This window comes from Micromonospora palomenae, from assembly GCF_007829925.1.
Classification (GTDB): Bacteria; Actinomycetota; Actinomycetes; order Mycobacteriales; family Micromonosporaceae; genus Micromonospora; species Micromonospora purpureochromogenes.
In genome coordinates this window covers 2431651-2449643 of the sequence record NZ_VIXA01000001.1, presented here as the reverse complement: position 1 = coordinate 2449643, position 17993 = coordinate 2431651, and the positions used below count along the sequence as shown (strand labels likewise).

Here is a 17993-nt window from a genome sequence, read left to right as displayed (position 1 = left end):
ACGGGCGGGAGAGCGATGACATCGCGTACGGGCACCACGGCGGGCCGGGTCGACCCCGGCGCCTTCCGGCACGTCCTCGGACTCTTCTGCACCGGGGTCACCATCATCACCGCCGCCGGCGACGGGGTGCGGCCGGTCGGCTTCACCTGCCAGTCGTTCGTCTCGCTCTCCCTCGATCCGCCGCTGGTCTCCTTCTCGGTGTCCCGCACCTCCCGCTCCTGGCCGCTGATCCGCGCCCGGGGCGCGTTCGGGGTGAACATCCTGACCGCCGAGCAGGAGGGGCTGTGCCGGACCTTCGCCAGCCGGGCCGTCGACAAGTTCACCGGGGTGGACTGGACGCCCGGCCCGGTGACCGGGTCACCCCGGCTGCCCGGCTCACTGGCCTGGGTGGAGTGCACCGTGGAGGCGGAGTACCCGGGCGGGGACCACGTCATCGCCGTCGGCCGGGTACGCGACCTGGAGGTGGTCGACGGCGACGCCGACCCGCTGCTGTTCTTCCTCGCCGGGTTCCGCCGTCCCGCCCCGGCCGTCCCGCCGGCCCCCGCCGTACCCGGGTCGGTGCTGGCCGCCGGCGGCACCGCGCCCGCCGTCCCGGGCACCCCCTAGGCCGCGCCGCCCGACCCCTGAACGGGCCCCGCCGGCCCCCTGATTACGGCCTCCGCCAGGCCGGATCCGGCGGCCGCGGCCCTAGCGTCATGGCCACCGGGCAGCTCTCGTCACGCGGAGGAACGCATGCGCTTCGGCTTGACCTATCACCACCAACTTCCCCGGCCGTGGGCCGAGGACAGCGAGGAACGCCTGTTCCAGGAGGCGCTGGCGCAGATCGAGCTGGCCGACCGGCTCGGCTTCGACTACGCCTGGGGCACCGAACACCACTTCTTCGAGGAGTACTCGCACTCCTCGGCGCCGGAGGTCTTCCTCGCCGCCGCCGCGGCCCGGACCAAGAACATCCGGCTCGCGCACGGCATCATCCACATGCCGCCGGCGGTGAACCACCCGGTGCGGATCGCCGAGCGCCTGGCCATGCTGGACCTGATCTCCGGCGGCCGGGTGGACTTCGGCTCCGGCCAGGGCAGCTCCCAGCTGGAGGTGGGTGCCTTCGGCATCGAGCTGGCGGACAAGCAGGAGCAGTGGCACGAGGCGCTCGAGGTGGTCATCCGGATGATGACCGAGACCCCGTTCACCGGCCACAAGGGCAAGTGGGTCGACGTGCCCGTCCGCAACGTCATCCCCAAGCCGAAGCAGAAGCCGCACCCGCCGCTGTGGCGGGCCTGCACCCGGCGGGAGAGCATCCAGGAGGCGGCCCGCGAGGGCATGGGCGCGCTCGCCTTCTCCTTCGTCAACCCGGAGGAGGCCGAGGAGTGGGTCGAGGCCTACTACCGGACGCTGGAGTCGGACGACTGCGTCCCGATCGGCCAGGCGGTCAACGCCAACGTCGCCATGGTGCTGCCGTTCATGTGCCACGAGGACGAGGAGGTCGCCCTCGACCGCGGGCTGGAGGGCGCCTACTTCTTCTCGTACGCCCTGATGCACTACTACATCACCGGTCAGCACCAGCCGGGCGTGACCGACATCTGGCAGAGCTTCCAGGACGCCCGGGAGAGCATGGGTTTCACCCGGGACGCGATCGTGCCGGACGAGAAGGACCTCCAGTCGGCCGAGTCGCAGGCCATGATGGACCAGGTCGGGCAGTTGCGCCGGGGCATCGGCACGCCGGCGCAGATCGCCGACATCATCCGCCGGTACGAGGCGGTCGGTGTCGACCAGATCATCTTCTCGGTGCAGATCGGCAAGAACAAGCACGAGCACATCATGGAGTCGCTGGAGCTGTTCGCCCGCGAGGTGATGCCGGAGTTCGTCGACCGCCGGGAGGCCCGCGAGGCCGCCAAGCGGGACCGGCTCGACGTCGCCGTCAAGGCGGCCCTCGGCCGGGTCAGGCGACGCACCAAGGACGTCTCCGACTTCGTCATCGCCCCGGAGATGTCGCTCTACGGCGACGCCGACGACGACGACTGACCACCGCCGTGTCCCCGGCCGGGTCGACCCCCGGCCGGGCCGGCGGCGGCCGGGCCGTTCCTCCCGCGCCGGCCGCGCCGGCGCACCGACGCGAAGGATGCACGAGATGGCCGTACCCACGGACAACGGCGCCTGGATCCGCCGCTTCCACCCCGCCCCGGACGCCCCCACCCGGCTGGTCTGCTTCGCCCACGCCGGTGGCTCCGCGTCGTACTTCTACCCGGTGTCCCAGGCGCTGAGCCCCAGCCTGGACGTCCTGGCCGTGCAGTACCCGGGCCGCCAGGACCGCCGCGCGGAGCCGGCCTTCGAGGACGTGCCCCGGCTGGTCGACGCCCTCGTCGACGAGGTGGCCGTCTGGGCCGACCGGCCGCTGGCGCTGTTCGGGCACAGCCTGGGCGCGACCGTGGCGTTCGAGGTGGCCCGGCGGCTGCAGGCGCGCGGGACCGAGGTGTCCGCGCTGTTCGCCTCCGGCCGGCGGGCGCCGTCGCGGCACCGCCCCGCCTGGGTGCACGAGGGCGACGACGACGCGCTGATCAGGGAGATGCTGAAGCTGGAGGGCACCGACGCCCAGATGCTCACCGACCCCGAGCTGGTCCGCATGATCCTGCCGGCGCTGCGCGCCGACTACAAGGCCGCCGAGACCTACCGCTACCAGCCGGGTCCGCCGCTGACCTGCCCGGTGTACGCGCTGACCGGCGACGCCGACCCGCAGGTCGACGTGCCGGACGCGGAGAGCTGGCGGGAGCACACCACCGGCCCGTTCGCGCTGCACGTCTTCTCCGGCGGGCACTTCTACCTCAACCGGCACGCCCCCCAGGTCATGGCCCTGATCCGCCGGCACGCCGCGGACGGGGTGGTGGCCGGCCACGCCCGCGCCTGACCGGCTCGGGCCGCCGCCGGCGGAACAGCCGTGCGCGGGCGCTGTCGAGCTGATGACGTGGACGACTCGCGACCCGCGCCGGCCGGGCAGCGGCGCCACCCCGCGAGCCGAGGTCCCAGGCGGGCGGGAGGGCGCGGGTCACCGCGACGGATCAGCGCGTGGGCTGAGTCGTTCACGACATCAGGTCCACAGCGACGGGAACAGGGTGCGCGTCGGTCGGCGGGGGCGGGCCGTCCGGGCGGAGGGTCAGTGCCCTTCGCCGCCCGCGTTCCTCGCCGCGGCGCGCTGCTCGAGCAGGGCGCCGACCCCGTCGAGGATGCGCTCCAGGCCGAAGACGAACTCGTCGTCCGGGCCGGCCGGGGTGTCCAGCACGCCGGCGTCGATCACCGCGGTGAACGCCGGGAAGCGGTCCGGCCCGGCGAGCTTGCGGACCAGCTGGCCGTAGGAGGACATTGCGGCCAGCTCGTCGGGGGCCTTGGCCATGAACGAGGCCTGCACGTCGGCGGAGACGGTGGCGTCGTTGCGGCAGAAGCCGCTCAGCAGCATGATCACCGACAGCTTCTCGCCCTCGCCCAGCGCGGTGCCGCCCAGGCACTCCAGCCCCCGCTCCAGCCAGATGATCTGGTTGGGGGTGACCGGCGGGCCGAGGGTCGGGATGTGCAGCGCCCAGGTGTGCTTGCGCAGGATCGCGTGCTGCTCCCAGGTCCACCGGGCCAGCCCGGCGCGCCAGCCCTCGTCCGGCGAGTCGGGCCCGGACGGCGGGGTCTGGTAGATCGCGTCCATCATCAGCTGGAGCAGCTCGTCCTTGGCCGACAGGTAGCGGTACAGCGACATGGTCGAGGCGCCGAGATCCGCCGCGACCCGGCTCATCGACACCGCCGACAGACCCTCCGACGCGGCGATGGCGACCGCCGCGTCGACGATGCGCGGAAGGCTCAGCGCGCGCTTGGGACCCTTGTTCGGTCGGTCCCGCAAACCCCAGGCGTCCCCGATGTATCCCGGCAGCCCCGGATCAATGCTTCCGCCCATCGACTCCACTTTCCCTCTGAGACGCCCGGCCGCGGTCATCCGCCCTTCGCCGCTGCCCGTCGCTGCGGTTCAGGGTATGCCGCCGCCCGAACGATGTCTGCACGGGATTGGAAACCGGACCGTCGGTGCCGTGACAGTAACCGTTCCGCCCCGTCCCGTGGTGCCGGCATAGGGGGCTCATCGCCGACCTTAGGGGGTGCGGAACCTGTCCGCCGTGCCGGCGCGCTGCTTGAATCGATCCGATCGATTCCCCGCCGCCCCCTGAAGAGAGAGGCGTCGCAGCGATGACCGAAACAGCCGATGCCGTGACCACCGGTACCGAGCGCCCGGATTTTCCGCTGGACCGGCGCCGGTGCCCGCTCGCCGTTCCGCAGGAATACGAGCGGATGCGTGAGGAGAATCCACTCGCTCCGGTGACCAACCGGATGACCGGCAAACCCGTCTGGGCACTGACCCGCTACCGGGACGTGCGCCAGGTGCTGGGTGACCCGTCGATGAGTTCGAATGCGCGTAACCCTTCCTATCCGGCGCAGTTCCACGTGCCGGAGGAGATGCTGCCGTACATCGCCTTCCCGTTCCCGGCGATGGACCCGCCGGAGCACACCGTCCGCCGGCGAATGGTGATCCCCGAATTCACCGCCGCGCGGATCAACAAGCTCCGCCCGCGGATGCAGCAGATCGTCGACACGCAGATCGACCAGATGCTGGCCAAGGGCGGCCCGCTGGACCTGATGGCCGAGCTCGCGCTGCCCGTGCCGGCGCTGCTGTTCTGCGAGATGCTCGGCGTCGACCCGGTGCACATCGGCTATTTCCGCCGCTACGCCGAGACCACCACCGGCCGGGACTCGACGCAGGAGGCGGTGGCCGGCGCGATCGCCGAGATGGACGAGTTCCTCGACGAGCTGATCACCGAGAAGACCAAGAACCCGGGCGACGACCTGCTCAGCCGGATCGCGGCCCGGCTGCCCGACGAGCCCACCCTCGAACACGAGGACCTGGTCGCCATCGCCCGGGTGCTGGTGATCGCCGGCTCCGACACCACCGCCAACGTCGTCTCCCTCGGCACGGTGGTGCTGCTGGAGCACCCGGAGCAGCTCGCCGAGCTCAAGGCGGACCCGTCGCTGTGGCCGGGCGCGGTCGAGGAGCTGCTGCGCTTCCTCAGCATCCTCGACTCGGCCACCGTGCGGGTGGCCACCCACGACGTCGAGGTCAGCGGCGGCACCATCCGCCAGGGCGAGGGCGTGCTGGCGCTCAACGGCGCGGCGAACTGGGACCCGGAGCGTTTCCCGGAACCGGATAGGTTCGACATCCACCGCAACGCCGAAGGGCACCTGGCCTTCAGTTACGGCAACCACATGTGCCCCGGCGCGAACCTCGCCCGGATGCAGCTCGAAACCGTCTTCCGTACGCTCTTCGAGCGCATTCCGGAGCTGCGCCTGGCCGCCGACGTCGACAAACTGTCGTACATGTTCGACGCGCACGCGTACGGGTTGCACGAACTGCCCGTCACCTGGTGAGCGACGGGTCGCCGACAATGCGTGTCGAGGTCGACCGGGAAACCTGCGTCGGTTCCGGCAACTGCGTGTACTTCGCGCCCACCGTGTTCGACCAGGACGACCGCGACGGTCTCGTGGTCGTCCTGGTGGAATCGCCGGAACCGGCGCTGCGCGCGGCGACCCGTACGGCCGCGCTGAACTGTCCGGTCGGCGCCATCTCGGTCGATCGGACCAATTCCGGCAGCCCGCCGGTCCGGCCCGCCCCCTAGGGGCGCGGTCGGGCCGGCGGAAGCCGTTCAGGGGTTGCCCCGGAATTAGGGGGTCGCCGCTATGGAACCGCACTCCCGTGAGTCGCTTGAATTGTGCCGACTCGATCCAGACGACGGTTCGGAGCAGAAAAAAATGATCAAGCTTCCGGAGTCGGACGGCACCCTGACCGTCTACCACCCGACCCAGGCGCCACGCGTGGTGCAGCCCGCCGACCCCTCCCCGTTCCGGACCCGTTCCGTGCTGGCCACCGCGCACGTGCTGGGTGACCCGCTGGCCGACAACGAGCCCTTCGGCCCGCCCGGCGGGTCGCCGCCGCCGCAGTCGCTGGACTGGGAGGCGACCCTGGCCTTCCGCCGGCACCTCTGGTCGTACGGCTTCACGCTCTGCGAGGGCATGGACACCGCCCACCGCGGCATGGGGCTGGACTGGCCCGGCGCCGCCGAGCTGATCCGCCGCTGCGGCGCCGAGGCGAAGGCGGTCGGCGGCCGGATGGCCGCGGCCGTCCTCACCGACCAGCTGGAGCCGTTCGCCCCGGTCACCCTCGCCGAGGTCCAGGCCGCCTACGAGGAACAGCTGGCCGTGGTCGAGGAGGCCGGTGCGCAGCCGGTGATCATGTGCAGCCCGCACCTGAACGTCGCCGTCCGCGGCCCCGAGGACTTCGCCACCGTGTACGGCAACCTGCTGCGCCAGTCGAGCCAGCCGGCGATCGTGCACTGGATCACCTCGGAGTGGGACCCGCGCAACTCGGAGTACTTCGGCTACGAGGAGCCCGACGACGCGTACGACGCGCTGATCGCCATCGTCCGCGACAACCTCGACAAGGTCGACGGCGTCAAGATCGGCCCGGCGTCGCTGGCCCGGCAGGTCGAGTGGCGCAAGCGGCTGCCCGAGGGCGTGAAGTTCTACACCAGCGACACCACCGAGTACCCGGAGATGTTCGTCGGCGACGGGTCCGGGCACAGCCACCCGCTCACCCCGGTCATCGACGCGGTCGTGCCGATCGCCGCCGAGGCCTTCCGGGCGCTCGACGCCGGCGACGACAGCCGGGCCCGGGGGCTGCTGGAGGAGACCCTGCCGCTGAACCGGCACCTGTTCAGCGGCGAGGGCCGGAGCATCTTCTTCTTCAAGACCGGAGTGGTCTTCCTGGGCTGGCTGGCCGGGCACCACGACCACTTCCGGATGGTCTGGGGCGAGCAGTCGGCCCGCTCGGTGCCGCACCTGGCCGCCGCGTACCGGCTGGCCGACAGCCTCGGCGCGCTGCCGGACCCGGAGCTCGCCGAGCGGCGGATGAAACTCTTCCTCGCCACCTCGGGGATCGAGCAGTGAGCCGGGCCGTCGTCCTCGGCGGCGGCCTCGCCGGGATGCTCGCCGCCGCCGCGCTGGCCCGCGCCGTCGACGAGGTCACCGTCGTGGAACGGGACCAGCTCCCCACCGAGCCGCAGCCGCGCAAGGGGCTGCCGCAGGGCCACCACAGCCACATCCTCATGCGCGGCGGCGTCGAGGCGCTCGACCAGCTGCTGCCCGGCGTCACCGACCGGCTGTACGCCGCCGGCGCCAAGCGCCGGGGGCTGCCCTCCGGGGCGCTGGCCCGCGGTCCCGAGGGCTGGATGGAACGGCTGGACACCGACGCGTACCTGCTGCTGTGCAGCCGGGAGCTGCTCGACCACGTGGTCCGCGAGCAGGTGCTGCGCGAGGAGCGGATCGGCGTCCGGGAGGGCACCCGGGTGACCGGGCTGGTCGGCGACGCCGACCGGGTCACCGGCGTGCGGATCGAGCAGGGTGGCGCGGAGCGCACCCTCGACGCCGACCTGGTGGTCGACGCCACCGGCCGGGCCACCAGCGCCCCGAAGTGGCTGGTCGACCTGGGCCTGCCCCAGGTCCGTGAGGACGTGGTGGACGCCGGCATCGTCTACGTCAGCCGCTGGTTCACCGCGCCGCCCGGCACCCGCGACGACTTCCCCGGCGTGATGATCCAGATGCAGGCGGGCACCGGCCGCCCCGGCCAGGGCGCCGGGCTGCTGCCGATGGAGAACGGCCGCTGGATCCTCAGCCTCTTCGGCAGCCGGGGCGGCGAGCCCCCCACCGACGAGGAGGGCTTCGCGCAGTTCGCCCGGGAACGGCACCACCCGATCATCGCCGACCTGATCGCGCAGGCCCGCCCGGCCGGGCCGATCCGCGCCTACCGGAGCATCCCGGACCAGCGGCGGCGCTTCGAGAAGCTGCCCGTGCCGGAGGGCTTCCTGGTGATCGGCGACGCCGCCCAGGCGCTGAACCCGGTGCACGGCACCGGCATGTCAGTCGCCGCGCAGTGCGCGCTGGCGCTGCGTACCGAGCTGGACGTGCGAGGCCTGCGGCCCGGCTTCTCCCGCAACGTGCAGGCCGCGATCGCGAAGATCAACCAGGGCGCCTGGCAGATCGCCGTCAACACCGACCAGGGGTTGCCGCACGTGCGGGCCAACGTGCCGCTGCGCGGCGGCGCGTTCGCCAACAAGATGGCCGCCCGGGTTGCCCGGACCGGCTGCGGCAACCGCATGGTCATCAACACCGTGTTCAACGTGGCGTCGCTCTGCGCGCCGATGACCCGGATGATGACGCCCGCCTTCCTCTGGGCGGTGCTGCGCGGCCCCCGTACGCCGGCGCTGACCGCCGAGCAGGCCATCGCGCAGTTCCCCGAGTTCGGCGACCTCGTCAAGGTCGACGCGGCGCCCCGGTCCACGGCCAGCCCGGCCTGACCCATGCACGACCCGCAGACGGCTCACCTCGCGATCGGAACAGGCGGTGGTACCCGGTGAACCAGGAGAAGCCGTCGCGGGACGGCGCGGTGCTGCCCTGGGTGCTCTCCGGGCGCGGCGCCGACGCGCTGCGCGGGCAGGCGGCCCGCCTGTCGGCGTACCTGGAAAAGGCCGCCGACCCGCGGGCGGCGGACGTCGGCCACTCGCTGCTGACCACCCGGGCCCGGCTCGGCCACCGCGCCGTGGTGCTCGGCGCGGACCGCGCCGAGCTGCTGACCGGGGTACGCGCACTGGCCGACGCCGCCGACGCCCCCGGCGTGGTGACCGGCACGGTCCTGCCCGACGCCCGGGCGGTCTTCGTCTTCCCCGGCCAGGGCTCCCAGTGGCCCGGGATGGCCCGGGCGCTGCTCGACGAGGCGCCGGCCTTCGCCGCCCGGCTCACCGAGTGCGCCACCGCGCTCGAGCCGTACGTCGAGTGGCGGCTGCTGGACGTGCTGCGCGACCCCGACTCCCCGCTCTGGGACTCCGTCGACGTGGTGCAGCCGATGCTCTGGGCGGTGATGGTGTCGCTGGCCCACCTCTGGCAGGAACACGGGGTACGGCCCGCCGCGGTGGTCGGCCATTCCCAGGGCGAGATCGCCGCCGCCTGCGTCGCCGGCGCGCTCACCCTGGACGACGGCGCCCGCGTCGTCGCCCTGCGCAGCCGGCTCATCGGCGCGGAACTCGCCGGCCTCGGCGGGATGATGTCCGTGCTGCTGCCCCGCGACGCCGTCGAGGCCCGGCTGGAGCGGTGGGCCGGCCGACTCCAGCTCGCCGTCGTCAACGGCCCGTCGTCCATGGTGGTCTGCGGCGAGGTCGCCGCCCTCGACGAGTTCCACGCCGAGCTGACCGCCGACGGCGTGCAGGTCCGCCGGATCGCCGTCGACTACGCCTCGCACTCGCACTACGTCGAGGGCATCCGGGAGAAGCTGATCGAGGCGCTCGCCCCGGTCAGCCCGCGTACCGCCGGGGTGGCCTTCTACTCCACCGTCACCGGGGGCCCGCTGGACACCGCCACGGTGACCGCCGACTACTGGTACCGCAACCTGCGCCAGACGGTCCGCTTCACGGAGGCCGTCCGGGCGCTGCTCGCCGACGGGCACCGCGTGTTCGTGGAGTCCAGCGCCCACCCGGTGCTCACCTCCGCCGTGCAGGAGACCGCCGAGGCGGCCGGCGTCACCGCCGTACCGATCGGGTCGCTGCGCCGCGAGGACGGCGGGCTGCGTCGCTTCGCCACCTCGCTCGCCGAGGCGTACGTGCAAGGCGCGCCGGTGGACTGGGCCGGTTTCCTCGCCGGCGGCCGGGTCGTCGACCTGCCCACCTACGCCTTCCAGCGGCGGCGCTACTGGAAGAACCCGACCGGGCGCACCACCGGCGCCGGCGAGGGCGCCCCGGGCCACCCGCTGCTGACCGGGCTGGTCCGGCCCGCCGACGGCGACGGGCTGCTGCTCACCGGCCGGCTCTCCGTGACCCGGCACCCCTGGCTCGCCGACCACGAGGTCCACGGCCGGCCGGTGCTCCCCGGCGCCGCCCTGGTGGAGCTGGCACTGCACGCCGGCGAGCAGGTCGACCTGCCAGGAGTGGCGGAGCTGACCCTCGGCGCGCCGCTGGTGCTGCCCGAGCGCGGCGCCGTCGCGCTCCAGGTGGTCGTCGGCGCCCCCGCCGCCGACGGCGCGCGCCCGGTCAGCGTCCACTCCCGCCCCGAGGACGGGGACCGGCCGTGGACCCGGCACGCCGAGGGGCTGCTGGCACCCGCCGCGCCGGCCCCCGCCGCCGGACCGGCCGACTGGCCGCCGCGCGACGCGACCGCCGTCGACATCCGCGACGGGTACGCCCGGCTGACCGGGCGGGGCTACGGCTACGGTCCGGCGTTCCAGGGCCTGACCGGGCTCTGGCGGCACGGCGACGACCTCTTCGCCGAGGTGACCCTGCCGGAGGCGGCCCAGCCGGACGCCGACCGGTTCGGGGTGCATCCGGCGCTGCTCGACGCCTGCCTGCACGCCGGCGTGATCGAGGACGCGGGCGGGGACACCCTGCTGCCGTTCGCCTGGACCGACGTCACCCTGCACGCAGTCGGGGCCACCGCGCTGCGGGTACGGGTGCGGCGCCTCGGGCCGGACCGGGCCACCATCGAGGCGGTCGACCCGGCCGGCGCACCGGTGATCTCGGTCGGCGCGCTGGTGGCCCGCCCGGTCGCCGCGGAGCAACTGGCCGCCGCCGGCGGTGCTCCGGCCGTGGAGCCGCTGCGCCTGGACCGCCGACCGGTCGATCTGGCGACGGGCGTCGGCTCGTTCGACGGCTGGGCGGTGCTCGGCGCGGACCCGCCCATCGGCGCGCCCGCCACCAACCACCCCGACCTGGCCGCGCTCCGGGCCGACCTGGACGCCGGTGCCGCCGTACCCGAGGTGGCGCTCTGGCCCGTCACCGCCGGCGACGGCGACGTGGTCGACGGCGCGCACGCGGCGGCCCGTCTGGCGTTGCGGGTCGTCCAGGAGTGGCTGGCCGACGAGCGGCTGGCCGGCGCGACCCTGGTGGCACTCCTGCCCGACGCCGACGACGACCTGCGCACCGCGCCGGTTCGGGGTGTGCTCCGGGCCGCCGCGGCCGAGCACCCGGGGCGCTTCCTGCTGGTCGACGCCGACGACGATCCCGCCTCCCTGGCGGCGCTGCCGGCCGTGCTGCGCCTCGGCGAGCCCGAGGTGACGCTGCGGGCCGGCGCGGCGGCCGTACCCCGGCTGGTGCGCGCCCCCGCGAAGGGCGACGCCGCGCTGGCGCTGGCGCCCGACGGCACCGTCCTGGTCACCGGCGGTACCGGCGGCCTCGGCGCCCTGGTGGCCCGCCACCTGGCCGCCGTCCACGGCGTGCGGCACCTGCTGCTGACCAGCCGCCGCGGCCCGGACGCCCCCGGCGTCGACGCGCTGCGCGCCGAGCTGACCGACCTCGGCGCGCGGGTCACCGTCGCCGCCTGCGACGCCGCCGATCCGGTGGCGCTGCGCGCCCTGCTCGACGCCGTGGACCCCGCGCACCCGCTGACCGGGGTGGTGCACGCCGCCGGGGTGCTCGACGACGGCCTCGTGCAGTCGCTGACGCCCGAGCGGATGGACGTCGTGCTGGCGCCGAAGGTCGACGCCGCCTGGCACCTGCACGAGCTGACCCGCGACGCCGACCTGGCGCTGTTCTGCCTCTTCTCCTCCGCCGCCGGGGTACTCGCCCCGGCCGGGCAGGCCAACTACGCCGCCGCGAACCTCTTCCTGGACGCCCTCGCCGCGCACCGCCGCGGCCGCGGCCTGCCCGCCCACTCCCTGGGCTGGGGGCTCTGGGCCGGCGGCACCGGGATGACCGGCCACCTCGACGAGACGGCGCTGCGCCGGCTGCGCCAGCAGGGCTTCGACGCCCTCTCCGAGGCCGACGGCCTGGCCCTGCTCGACGCCGCGCTGGCGGGCGACGTCACCGCGCCGGTGCTGCTCCGGCTGGACCGGGCCGGCCTGCGCGCCCAGGCCACCTCCGGTGCGCTGCCGGCCGTGCTGCGCGACCTGGTCCGGGTGCCCCGCCGCCAGGCCCATCGGGGCGCCGGCGCCGCTTCGCTGGCCGACCGGCTGCGGCGGCTGCCCGAGGAGGACCGCCGCCGCACCCTGCTGGACCTAGTCCGCGCCGAGGTCGCCGGGGTCCTCGGCCACGCCACCCCGGACGCCGTGGACGCCGGCCGCGCCCTCAAGGAACTCGGCTTCGACTCGCTCACCGCGGTGGAGCTGCGCAACCGGCTCAACGCGGCGACCGGCCTGCGGCTGCCCGCCACCCTGGTCTTCGACCACCCGACCGTCTCGGCGGTCGCCGCCCACCTCGCCACGACGTTGCTCGGCGCGGCTTACCCGACCAGCCCGGTGACGGCGGCCCCGGCGGTCGCCGACGAGCCGATCGCGATCGTCGCGATGGGCTGCCGCTTTCCCGGTGGGGTCGGCTCGCCGGAGCAGCTGTGGCGGCTGGTCGCCGACGGGGTGGATGCCATCTCCGGGTTCCCCACCGACCGGGGCTGGGACACCGACGGCCTGTACCACCCGGAGCCGGGACTGGCCGGGCGTACGTACACCCGGTCGGGCGGGTTCCTGGCCGACGCGGGGGAGTTCGACGCCGACTTCTTCGGGATCAGCCCGAACGAGGCCGTGGCGATGGACCCGCAGCAGCGGCTGCTGCTGGAGTGCGCCTGGGAGACCCTGGAACGCGCCGGCATCGACCCGGCCACGCTGCGCGGCAGCGACACCGGCGTCTTCGCCGGCCTGATGTACCACGACTACGCCGGCAGCACCGCCACCGGCTCCATCGCCTCCGGTCGGGTCGCGTACGCGCTCGGGCTGGAGGGGCCGGCGGTCACCGTCGACACTGCCTGCTCGTCGTCGCTGGTGGCGCTGCACTGGGCGGTCCGCGCGCTGCGCGCCGGGGAGTGCTCGCTGGCCCTGGCGGGTGGGGCGACCGTGATGGCCACCCCGGAGGTGATCCTGGAGTTCAGCCGGCAGCGCGGGCTCTCCCCGGACGGCCGGTGCCGCTCCTTCGGCGCGGGCGCCGACGGCACCGGCTTCTCCGAGGGCGTCGGCCTGCTCCTGGTCGAACGGCTCTCCGACGCCCGCCGCAACGGGCACCCGGTCCTGGCAGTGGTGCGGGGCTCGGCGGTGAATCAGGACGGCGCGTCGAACGGGCTGACCGCCCCGAACGGCCCGTCCCAGCAGCGGGTGATCCGGGCCGCCCTGGCGTCGGCCGGTGTGCCGGCCGCCGAGGTGGACGTGGTCGAGGCCCACGGCACGGGTACGACCCTCGGTGACCCGATCGAGGCGCAGGCGCTGCTGGCCACCTACGGCCAGGACCGGCCCGCCGACCGTCCGCTGTGGTTGGGGTCGATCAAGTCGAACCTGGGGCACACCCAGGCCGCCGCCGGTGTCGCCGGCGTGATCAAGATGGTCCTGGCGATGCGGCACGGGGTGCTGCCCCGCACCCTGCACGCCGAGGAGTCCTCCCCGCAGGTGGACTGGTCGACCGGCGCGGTGGAGCTGCTGACCGAGGCGCGCGAGTGGCCGGTCGACGGCCGCCCCCGCCGGGCCGGGGTGTCGTCGTTCGGCATCAGCGGCACCAACGCGCACGTCATCATCGAGCAGGCCCCGGACGACGCGTCGACCGGCGCGGCCGGCGCTGGCGCTCTCGGCTCCGGCACGTCCCGCTCCGACGTCGCCCTCTCCGACGCGTCCGGCTCTGGCGCGTCCGTCTCCGAAGCGTCCGGCTCTGGCGCGTCGGTCTCCGAAGCGTCCGGCTCTGGCGGGGACGGCACCGGCGCGGACTCCGGGGTGACCGGCGTGCTGCCGTGGCTGGTGTCCGCGAGGTCGGTACCGGCGCTGCGGGCCCTCGCCGGTCGGCTGGCGGAGGTCGCCGGCCCGATGGACCCGGCGGACGCGGCTGCGGCGGCTCGCACCCTGGCGACCGGCCGGGCGCTGCATCCTCACCGGGCCGTGGTGCTGGGCGCGGACCCGGTGGAACTGTCCGCCGGCCTGGCCGCCCTGGTCGCCGGCGAGACCGTGCCGAACACGGTGACCGGCACGCCCCGGGGCGGTCGGTTGGCGGTGTTGTTCACCGGTCAGGGCGCGCAGCGCCTGGGCATGGGTCGTGAGCTGCACGCGGTGTTCCCGGTCTTCGCCGCTGCCTTCGACGCGGTGGTGGCGGAGCTGGACGCGCACCTGGACCGGCCGTTGCGTGAGGTGGTCTGGGGTGACGATGAGGAGCTGAGCCGGCGGACGGGTTACGCGCAGGCGGGGTTGTTCGCGGTCGAGGTGGCGTTGTTCCGGCTGGTGGAGTCGTGGGGTGTGCGGCCGGACTTCGTGGCGGGGCACTCGATCGGTGAGTTGGCTGCCGCGCACGTCGCTGGGGTGTTGTCGCTGTCGGATGCGGCGCGTCTGGTGGCGGCGCGGGGTCGGTTGATGCAGGCGCTGCCCGAGGGCGGCGCGATGGTGGCGGTGCAGGCGTCGGAGGAGGAGGTACGGGCGGCGCTGGCGGGACCGGATGCCTCTGTCGCGTCCTACCGACCTGATGACGCAAACGACTCAGCCTCCGTCGGCACCGGCGCCGGCTCGGCCGCAGCCAGCGGCGGTGGCGATGGCACGGTCGCCGCCAACGGCACCGACACCGACTACGGCACCGGTGCGGTCGCGACCAACGGCAGGGTCGCGGCCCACGGCGTGGGTCTCGGCATCCCGGCGGCAGATGCTGCTGTGGACGTCGCGGCCGTCAACGGCCCCCGGTCCGTGGTCATCTCCGGCCCCGAAGCCGCCGTGCTCGCGGTCGCCGAGCACTTCACCAAGCTGGGTCGCAAGACCACCCGCCTGCGGGTCAGTCACGCCTTCCACAGCGGGCTGATGGACCCGATGCTCGACGAGTTCCGGGCCGTCGCATCGGAGCTGACCTACGCCGAGCCGCAGCTCCCGGTCGTGTCCAACCTGACCGGCGCCATCGCCACGACCGAGCTGACCGACCCGGACTACTGGGTCCGCCACGTCCGTGAGGCGGTCCGCTTCGTCGACGGAATCACCGCCCTGCACCAGGCGGGAGCCACGACGTTCCTCGAACTAGGCCCGGACGCCGCGCTCACCCCGCTCATCGAGGGAATCATGACCGACACCGTCGTGGTGCCCAGCCTGCGGCGGGGACACGACGAACAGCGGCAGGCCCTGACCGCCCTGGCCAGGCTGCACGTCACCGGCACCACCGTCGACTGGACCGCACTGCTCCCGCAGACGACCCGCACCGTCGACCTGCCCACGTACCCCTTCCAGCGGCAGCGGTACTGGCTCGCCGCGCCCTCCACCGCCGACCTCTCCGGCTTCGGGCAGGTCGCCACCGGCCATCCGCTGCTCGGCGCCAAGGTGAGCGTCCCCGACGACGACCTGCTGGTGCTCACGGGCAGGATCTCGCTGCCGGGGCAGCCGTGGCTGGCCGACCACGACCTGCACGGCCGCGTCGTCTTCCCCGGCACCGGCCTGCTCGACCTCGCCCTGCACGCCGGGGCGCAGGTCGGCTGCGACCGGCTGGTCGAGCTGACCGCCGAGACCCCGCTCGTCCTCACCGACGAGGCGGTCACCGTACGCGTGGTGGTCGGGCCGCCCGACGACCACGGCGCGCGGCCGGTCGGGGTGCACACCCGCGGCGCCGACGAGGAGCTGCCGTGGACCCGGCACGCCACCGGCGTGCTCGCCCCCGGCGGACCCACCCCGACCCCGCCGCCGGCCGCCTGGCCACCCCCGGGCGCGGTCCGCGCGGACGTCGAGGACGTCCACCGCGGCCTGCTGCGCCACGGCTACGGGTACGGCCCGACCTTCCAGGGCCTGCGGGCGGTGTGGCGACGGGGCACGGAGCTGTTCGCCGAGGTGAGCCTGCCCGAGGGGGTCACCGCCGACGGCCACGAGACGCATCCCGCGCTGCTCGACGCGGCCCTGCACCCGTACCGCCTCGACGACGCCGCCGGACCGGTCCAGCCGTCGGTCTGGCGGGACGTCACCCGCCACGCCGTCGCCCCGGCGACGCTGCGCGTACACCTGGTGCCGGTCGGCGGCGGGGTCACGCTGACCGCCACCGACGCCGACGGCCGCCCGGTGCTCACCGTCGGGCACCTGGAGAGCCGGCTGGTCGGCCCCGCCGAACTGGCCGCCGTCACCGGCGCCGGCGACGAGAGCCTGCTTCGCCTCGACTGGGTGCCCGCGCCCGAGGCCGCCCCCGACGTCGCGCCGGCCACCTGGGCGGTGCTCGGTGAGGACCGGTTCGGGGTGGCCCCCGACGCGCCCGCGCACCCCGACCTGGCCGCGCTGCTCGCCGCCGTGGACGCCGGGGCGCCGGAACCGGCGTACGTGCTGCACGCCCCGGCCACCCCCGCCGGGCAGGCACCGGAGGCGGTCCGCGCCCTGCTCACCGACCTGCTCGGCACGCTGCGGGACTGGTTGGCCCAGAGCCGGCTGCCCCGGACCCGGCTGGTGCTGCTCACCCAGGGCGCGGTCGGGGCGGGGGAGCTGCCCGCCGACCCGCTGCTCGCGCCGGTGTGGGGGCTGGTCCGCGCCGCCCAGTCCGAGCAGCCGGGGCGGCTGGTACTCGTCGACACCGACGGCAGCGGACCCTCCTGGGTGGCCCTGCCGGCGCTGCTCGCGTACGACGAACCGGAGCTGGCCGTCCGCGACGGCCGCGCCCTGCTGCCCCGCCTGACCCGCGCCGCCGCCGGGGCCGGCGCGCCGCCGCGCTGGGACACCGACGGCACGGTGCTGGTCACCGGCGGGACCGGCGGACCCGGCGCGGCCATCGCCCGGCACCTGGTCGCCGAGCATCGGATCGACCACCTGCTGCTCGCCGTCGACCCCGCCGAGGACGCCGACAAGGACCTCCTCGCCGAGCTGGCCGAGCTCGGCGCCGACGTCACCGTCGCCGCGTGCGACCTGACCGACCGGGATGCGGTGGCCGCACTGCTCGACTCGATCCCCGAGGAGCACCCGCTCACCGCCGTCGTGCACGCCCCCGCCGTACGCGAGGAGAGCCTGCTCGCCACCACCGCGCCGGGGGCGTTCGCCGCCGCCCTGCGCGCCACCGTCGACCCGGCCTGGCACCTGCACGAGCTGACCGCCGACCAGCCCCTCGCGGCGTTCGTGCTGGTCTCCTCGGCCGCCGGGCTGATGTTCGGCGCCGGCCGGCCGGCCACCGCGGCGGCGGCCACCTTCCTCGACGCGCTCGCCGCCCACCGGGCCGCCCGCGAGCTGCCGGCCACCGCCCTCGCCTTCGGCGCGTGGGAGGCCGGTCCGCCCTGGCTGGACCGGATGGGCCTGCACCCGCTCGGCGTCGCCGAGGGGCTGGCCCTGGTCGACCGGGCGCTCGGGCAGGCCACCCCCGCCCTGGTCCCGGTCCGCCTCGACGTCGCCGCGCTGCGCGCCACCGGCGACGCGCTGCCGGCGCTGCTGCGCCAGGTGGTCCGGGTACCGGCCCGCCGCGTCGCGCCGACCGGTCCCGACCTGGCGCAGCGGCTCGCCGGGCTTTCCGACGACCAGCGCGACCGCTTCCTGCTGGAGCTGGTCCGCACCCACGTCGCCGCCGTCCTCGGCCACCCCGACTGGCGTTCGGTCGAGCCGGACCGGGCCTTCCAGGACCTCGGCTTCGACTCGCTGGCCGCGGTGGAGCTGCGCAGGACGCTCAGCGAGGCGTGCGGGCGGTGGCTCTCGCCGACGCTGGTCTTCGACTACCCGACCTCCCGTGAGCTGGCCGCCCACCTCGCCGCCGAGCTGGGCGCGCGGGACGTCGCCGGGGACGACCCGGTGCTGACCGAACTGGACCGGCTCGCGGCGGTGCTCGCCGGCCCCACCGACGGCGACCCGGCCCGGGTCACCGCCCGGCTGGAGGCGGTGCTGCGCGAATGGCGGACCCGGCACGACCCGGCCGGGCCGGACGGCACGGACGACGACCTGGCCACGGCGACCGACGACGAACTGTTCGCGGTGCTGGACAACCTGGGGATGGGCTGAGCGG

General features: G+C 74.8%; 8 protein-coding genes and 1 pseudogene. 8 read left to right on the top strand and 1 reads right to left on the bottom strand.

The annotated features are described in order from the left end of the window. Nucleotides 1–15: 15 nt before the first annotated feature. From FHX75_RS10900 to FHX75_RS10890, 3 genes are all read left to right on the top strand, one after another. The gene (locus FHX75_RS10900; RefSeq protein ID WP_154938599.1) at nucleotides 16–606 is read left to right on the top strand and encodes a flavin reductase family protein; all 591 of its coding nucleotides are present in this window, start codon (nucleotides 16–18) and stop codon (nucleotides 604–606) included. 126 nt (nucleotides 607–732) lie between these two features. Further along, the gene (locus FHX75_RS10895) at nucleotides 733–2016 is read left to right on the top strand and encodes an LLM class flavin-dependent oxidoreductase (protein WP_154938597.1); all 1284 of its coding nucleotides are present in this window, start codon (nucleotides 733–735) and stop codon (nucleotides 2014–2016) included. A gap of 106 nt (nucleotides 2017–2122) precedes the next feature. Next, on the top strand, nucleotides 2123–2896 hold the full coding sequence (locus FHX75_RS10890) for a thioesterase II family protein (protein WP_154938595.1): 774 nt from the start codon (nucleotides 2123–2125) through the stop codon (nucleotides 2894–2896). A 246-nt stretch (nucleotides 2897–3142) separates the two neighbouring features. Here the strand turns inward: FHX75_RS10890 and FHX75_RS10885 are convergent, their stop codons facing one another. Next, complete coding sequence (locus FHX75_RS10885; protein ID WP_211364384.1) at nucleotides 3143–3925, bottom strand: TetR/AcrR family transcriptional regulator; 783 nt, start codon at nucleotides 3923–3925, stop codon at nucleotides 3143–3145. A 305-nt stretch (nucleotides 3926–4230) separates the two neighbouring features. Here FHX75_RS10885 and FHX75_RS10880 point away from each other — a divergent pair, with 305 nt between their 5' ends. The 5 genes and pseudogenes from FHX75_RS10880 to FHX75_RS31210 all read left to right on the top strand — a co-directional run. Then, the gene (locus tag FHX75_RS10880; RefSeq protein ID WP_211364383.1) at nucleotides 4231–5442 is read left to right on the top strand and encodes a cytochrome P450; all 1212 of its coding nucleotides are present in this window, start codon (nucleotides 4231–4233) and stop codon (nucleotides 5440–5442) included. Beyond that, nucleotides 5439–5690: a ferredoxin gene (locus FHX75_RS10875; protein ID WP_238450351.1), complete on the top strand. Its 252-nt coding sequence runs from the start codon at nucleotides 5439–5441 to the stop codon at nucleotides 5688–5690. The genes FHX75_RS10880 and FHX75_RS10875 overlap by 4 nt, the downstream gene beginning before the upstream one ends. Before the next feature lie 133 nt (nucleotides 5691–5823). Continuing rightward, on the top strand, nucleotides 5824–7017 hold the full coding sequence (locus tag FHX75_RS10870) for a DUF993 family protein (RefSeq protein ID WP_154938589.1): 1194 nt from the start codon (nucleotides 5824–5826) through the stop codon (nucleotides 7015–7017). Beyond that, nucleotides 7014–8423: an NAD(P)/FAD-dependent oxidoreductase gene (locus tag FHX75_RS31215; protein ID WP_154938586.1), complete on the top strand. Its 1410-nt coding sequence runs from the start codon at nucleotides 7014–7016 to the stop codon at nucleotides 8421–8423. Before FHX75_RS10870 ends, FHX75_RS31215 begins: the two co-directional genes overlap by 4 nt. Nucleotides 8424–8512: 89 nt before the next feature. Next, a pseudogene (locus FHX75_RS31210) lies at nucleotides 8513–17989 on the top strand (SDR family NAD(P)-dependent oxidoreductase); the annotation flags it as partial. Nucleotides 17990–17993 lie beyond the last annotated feature (4 nt).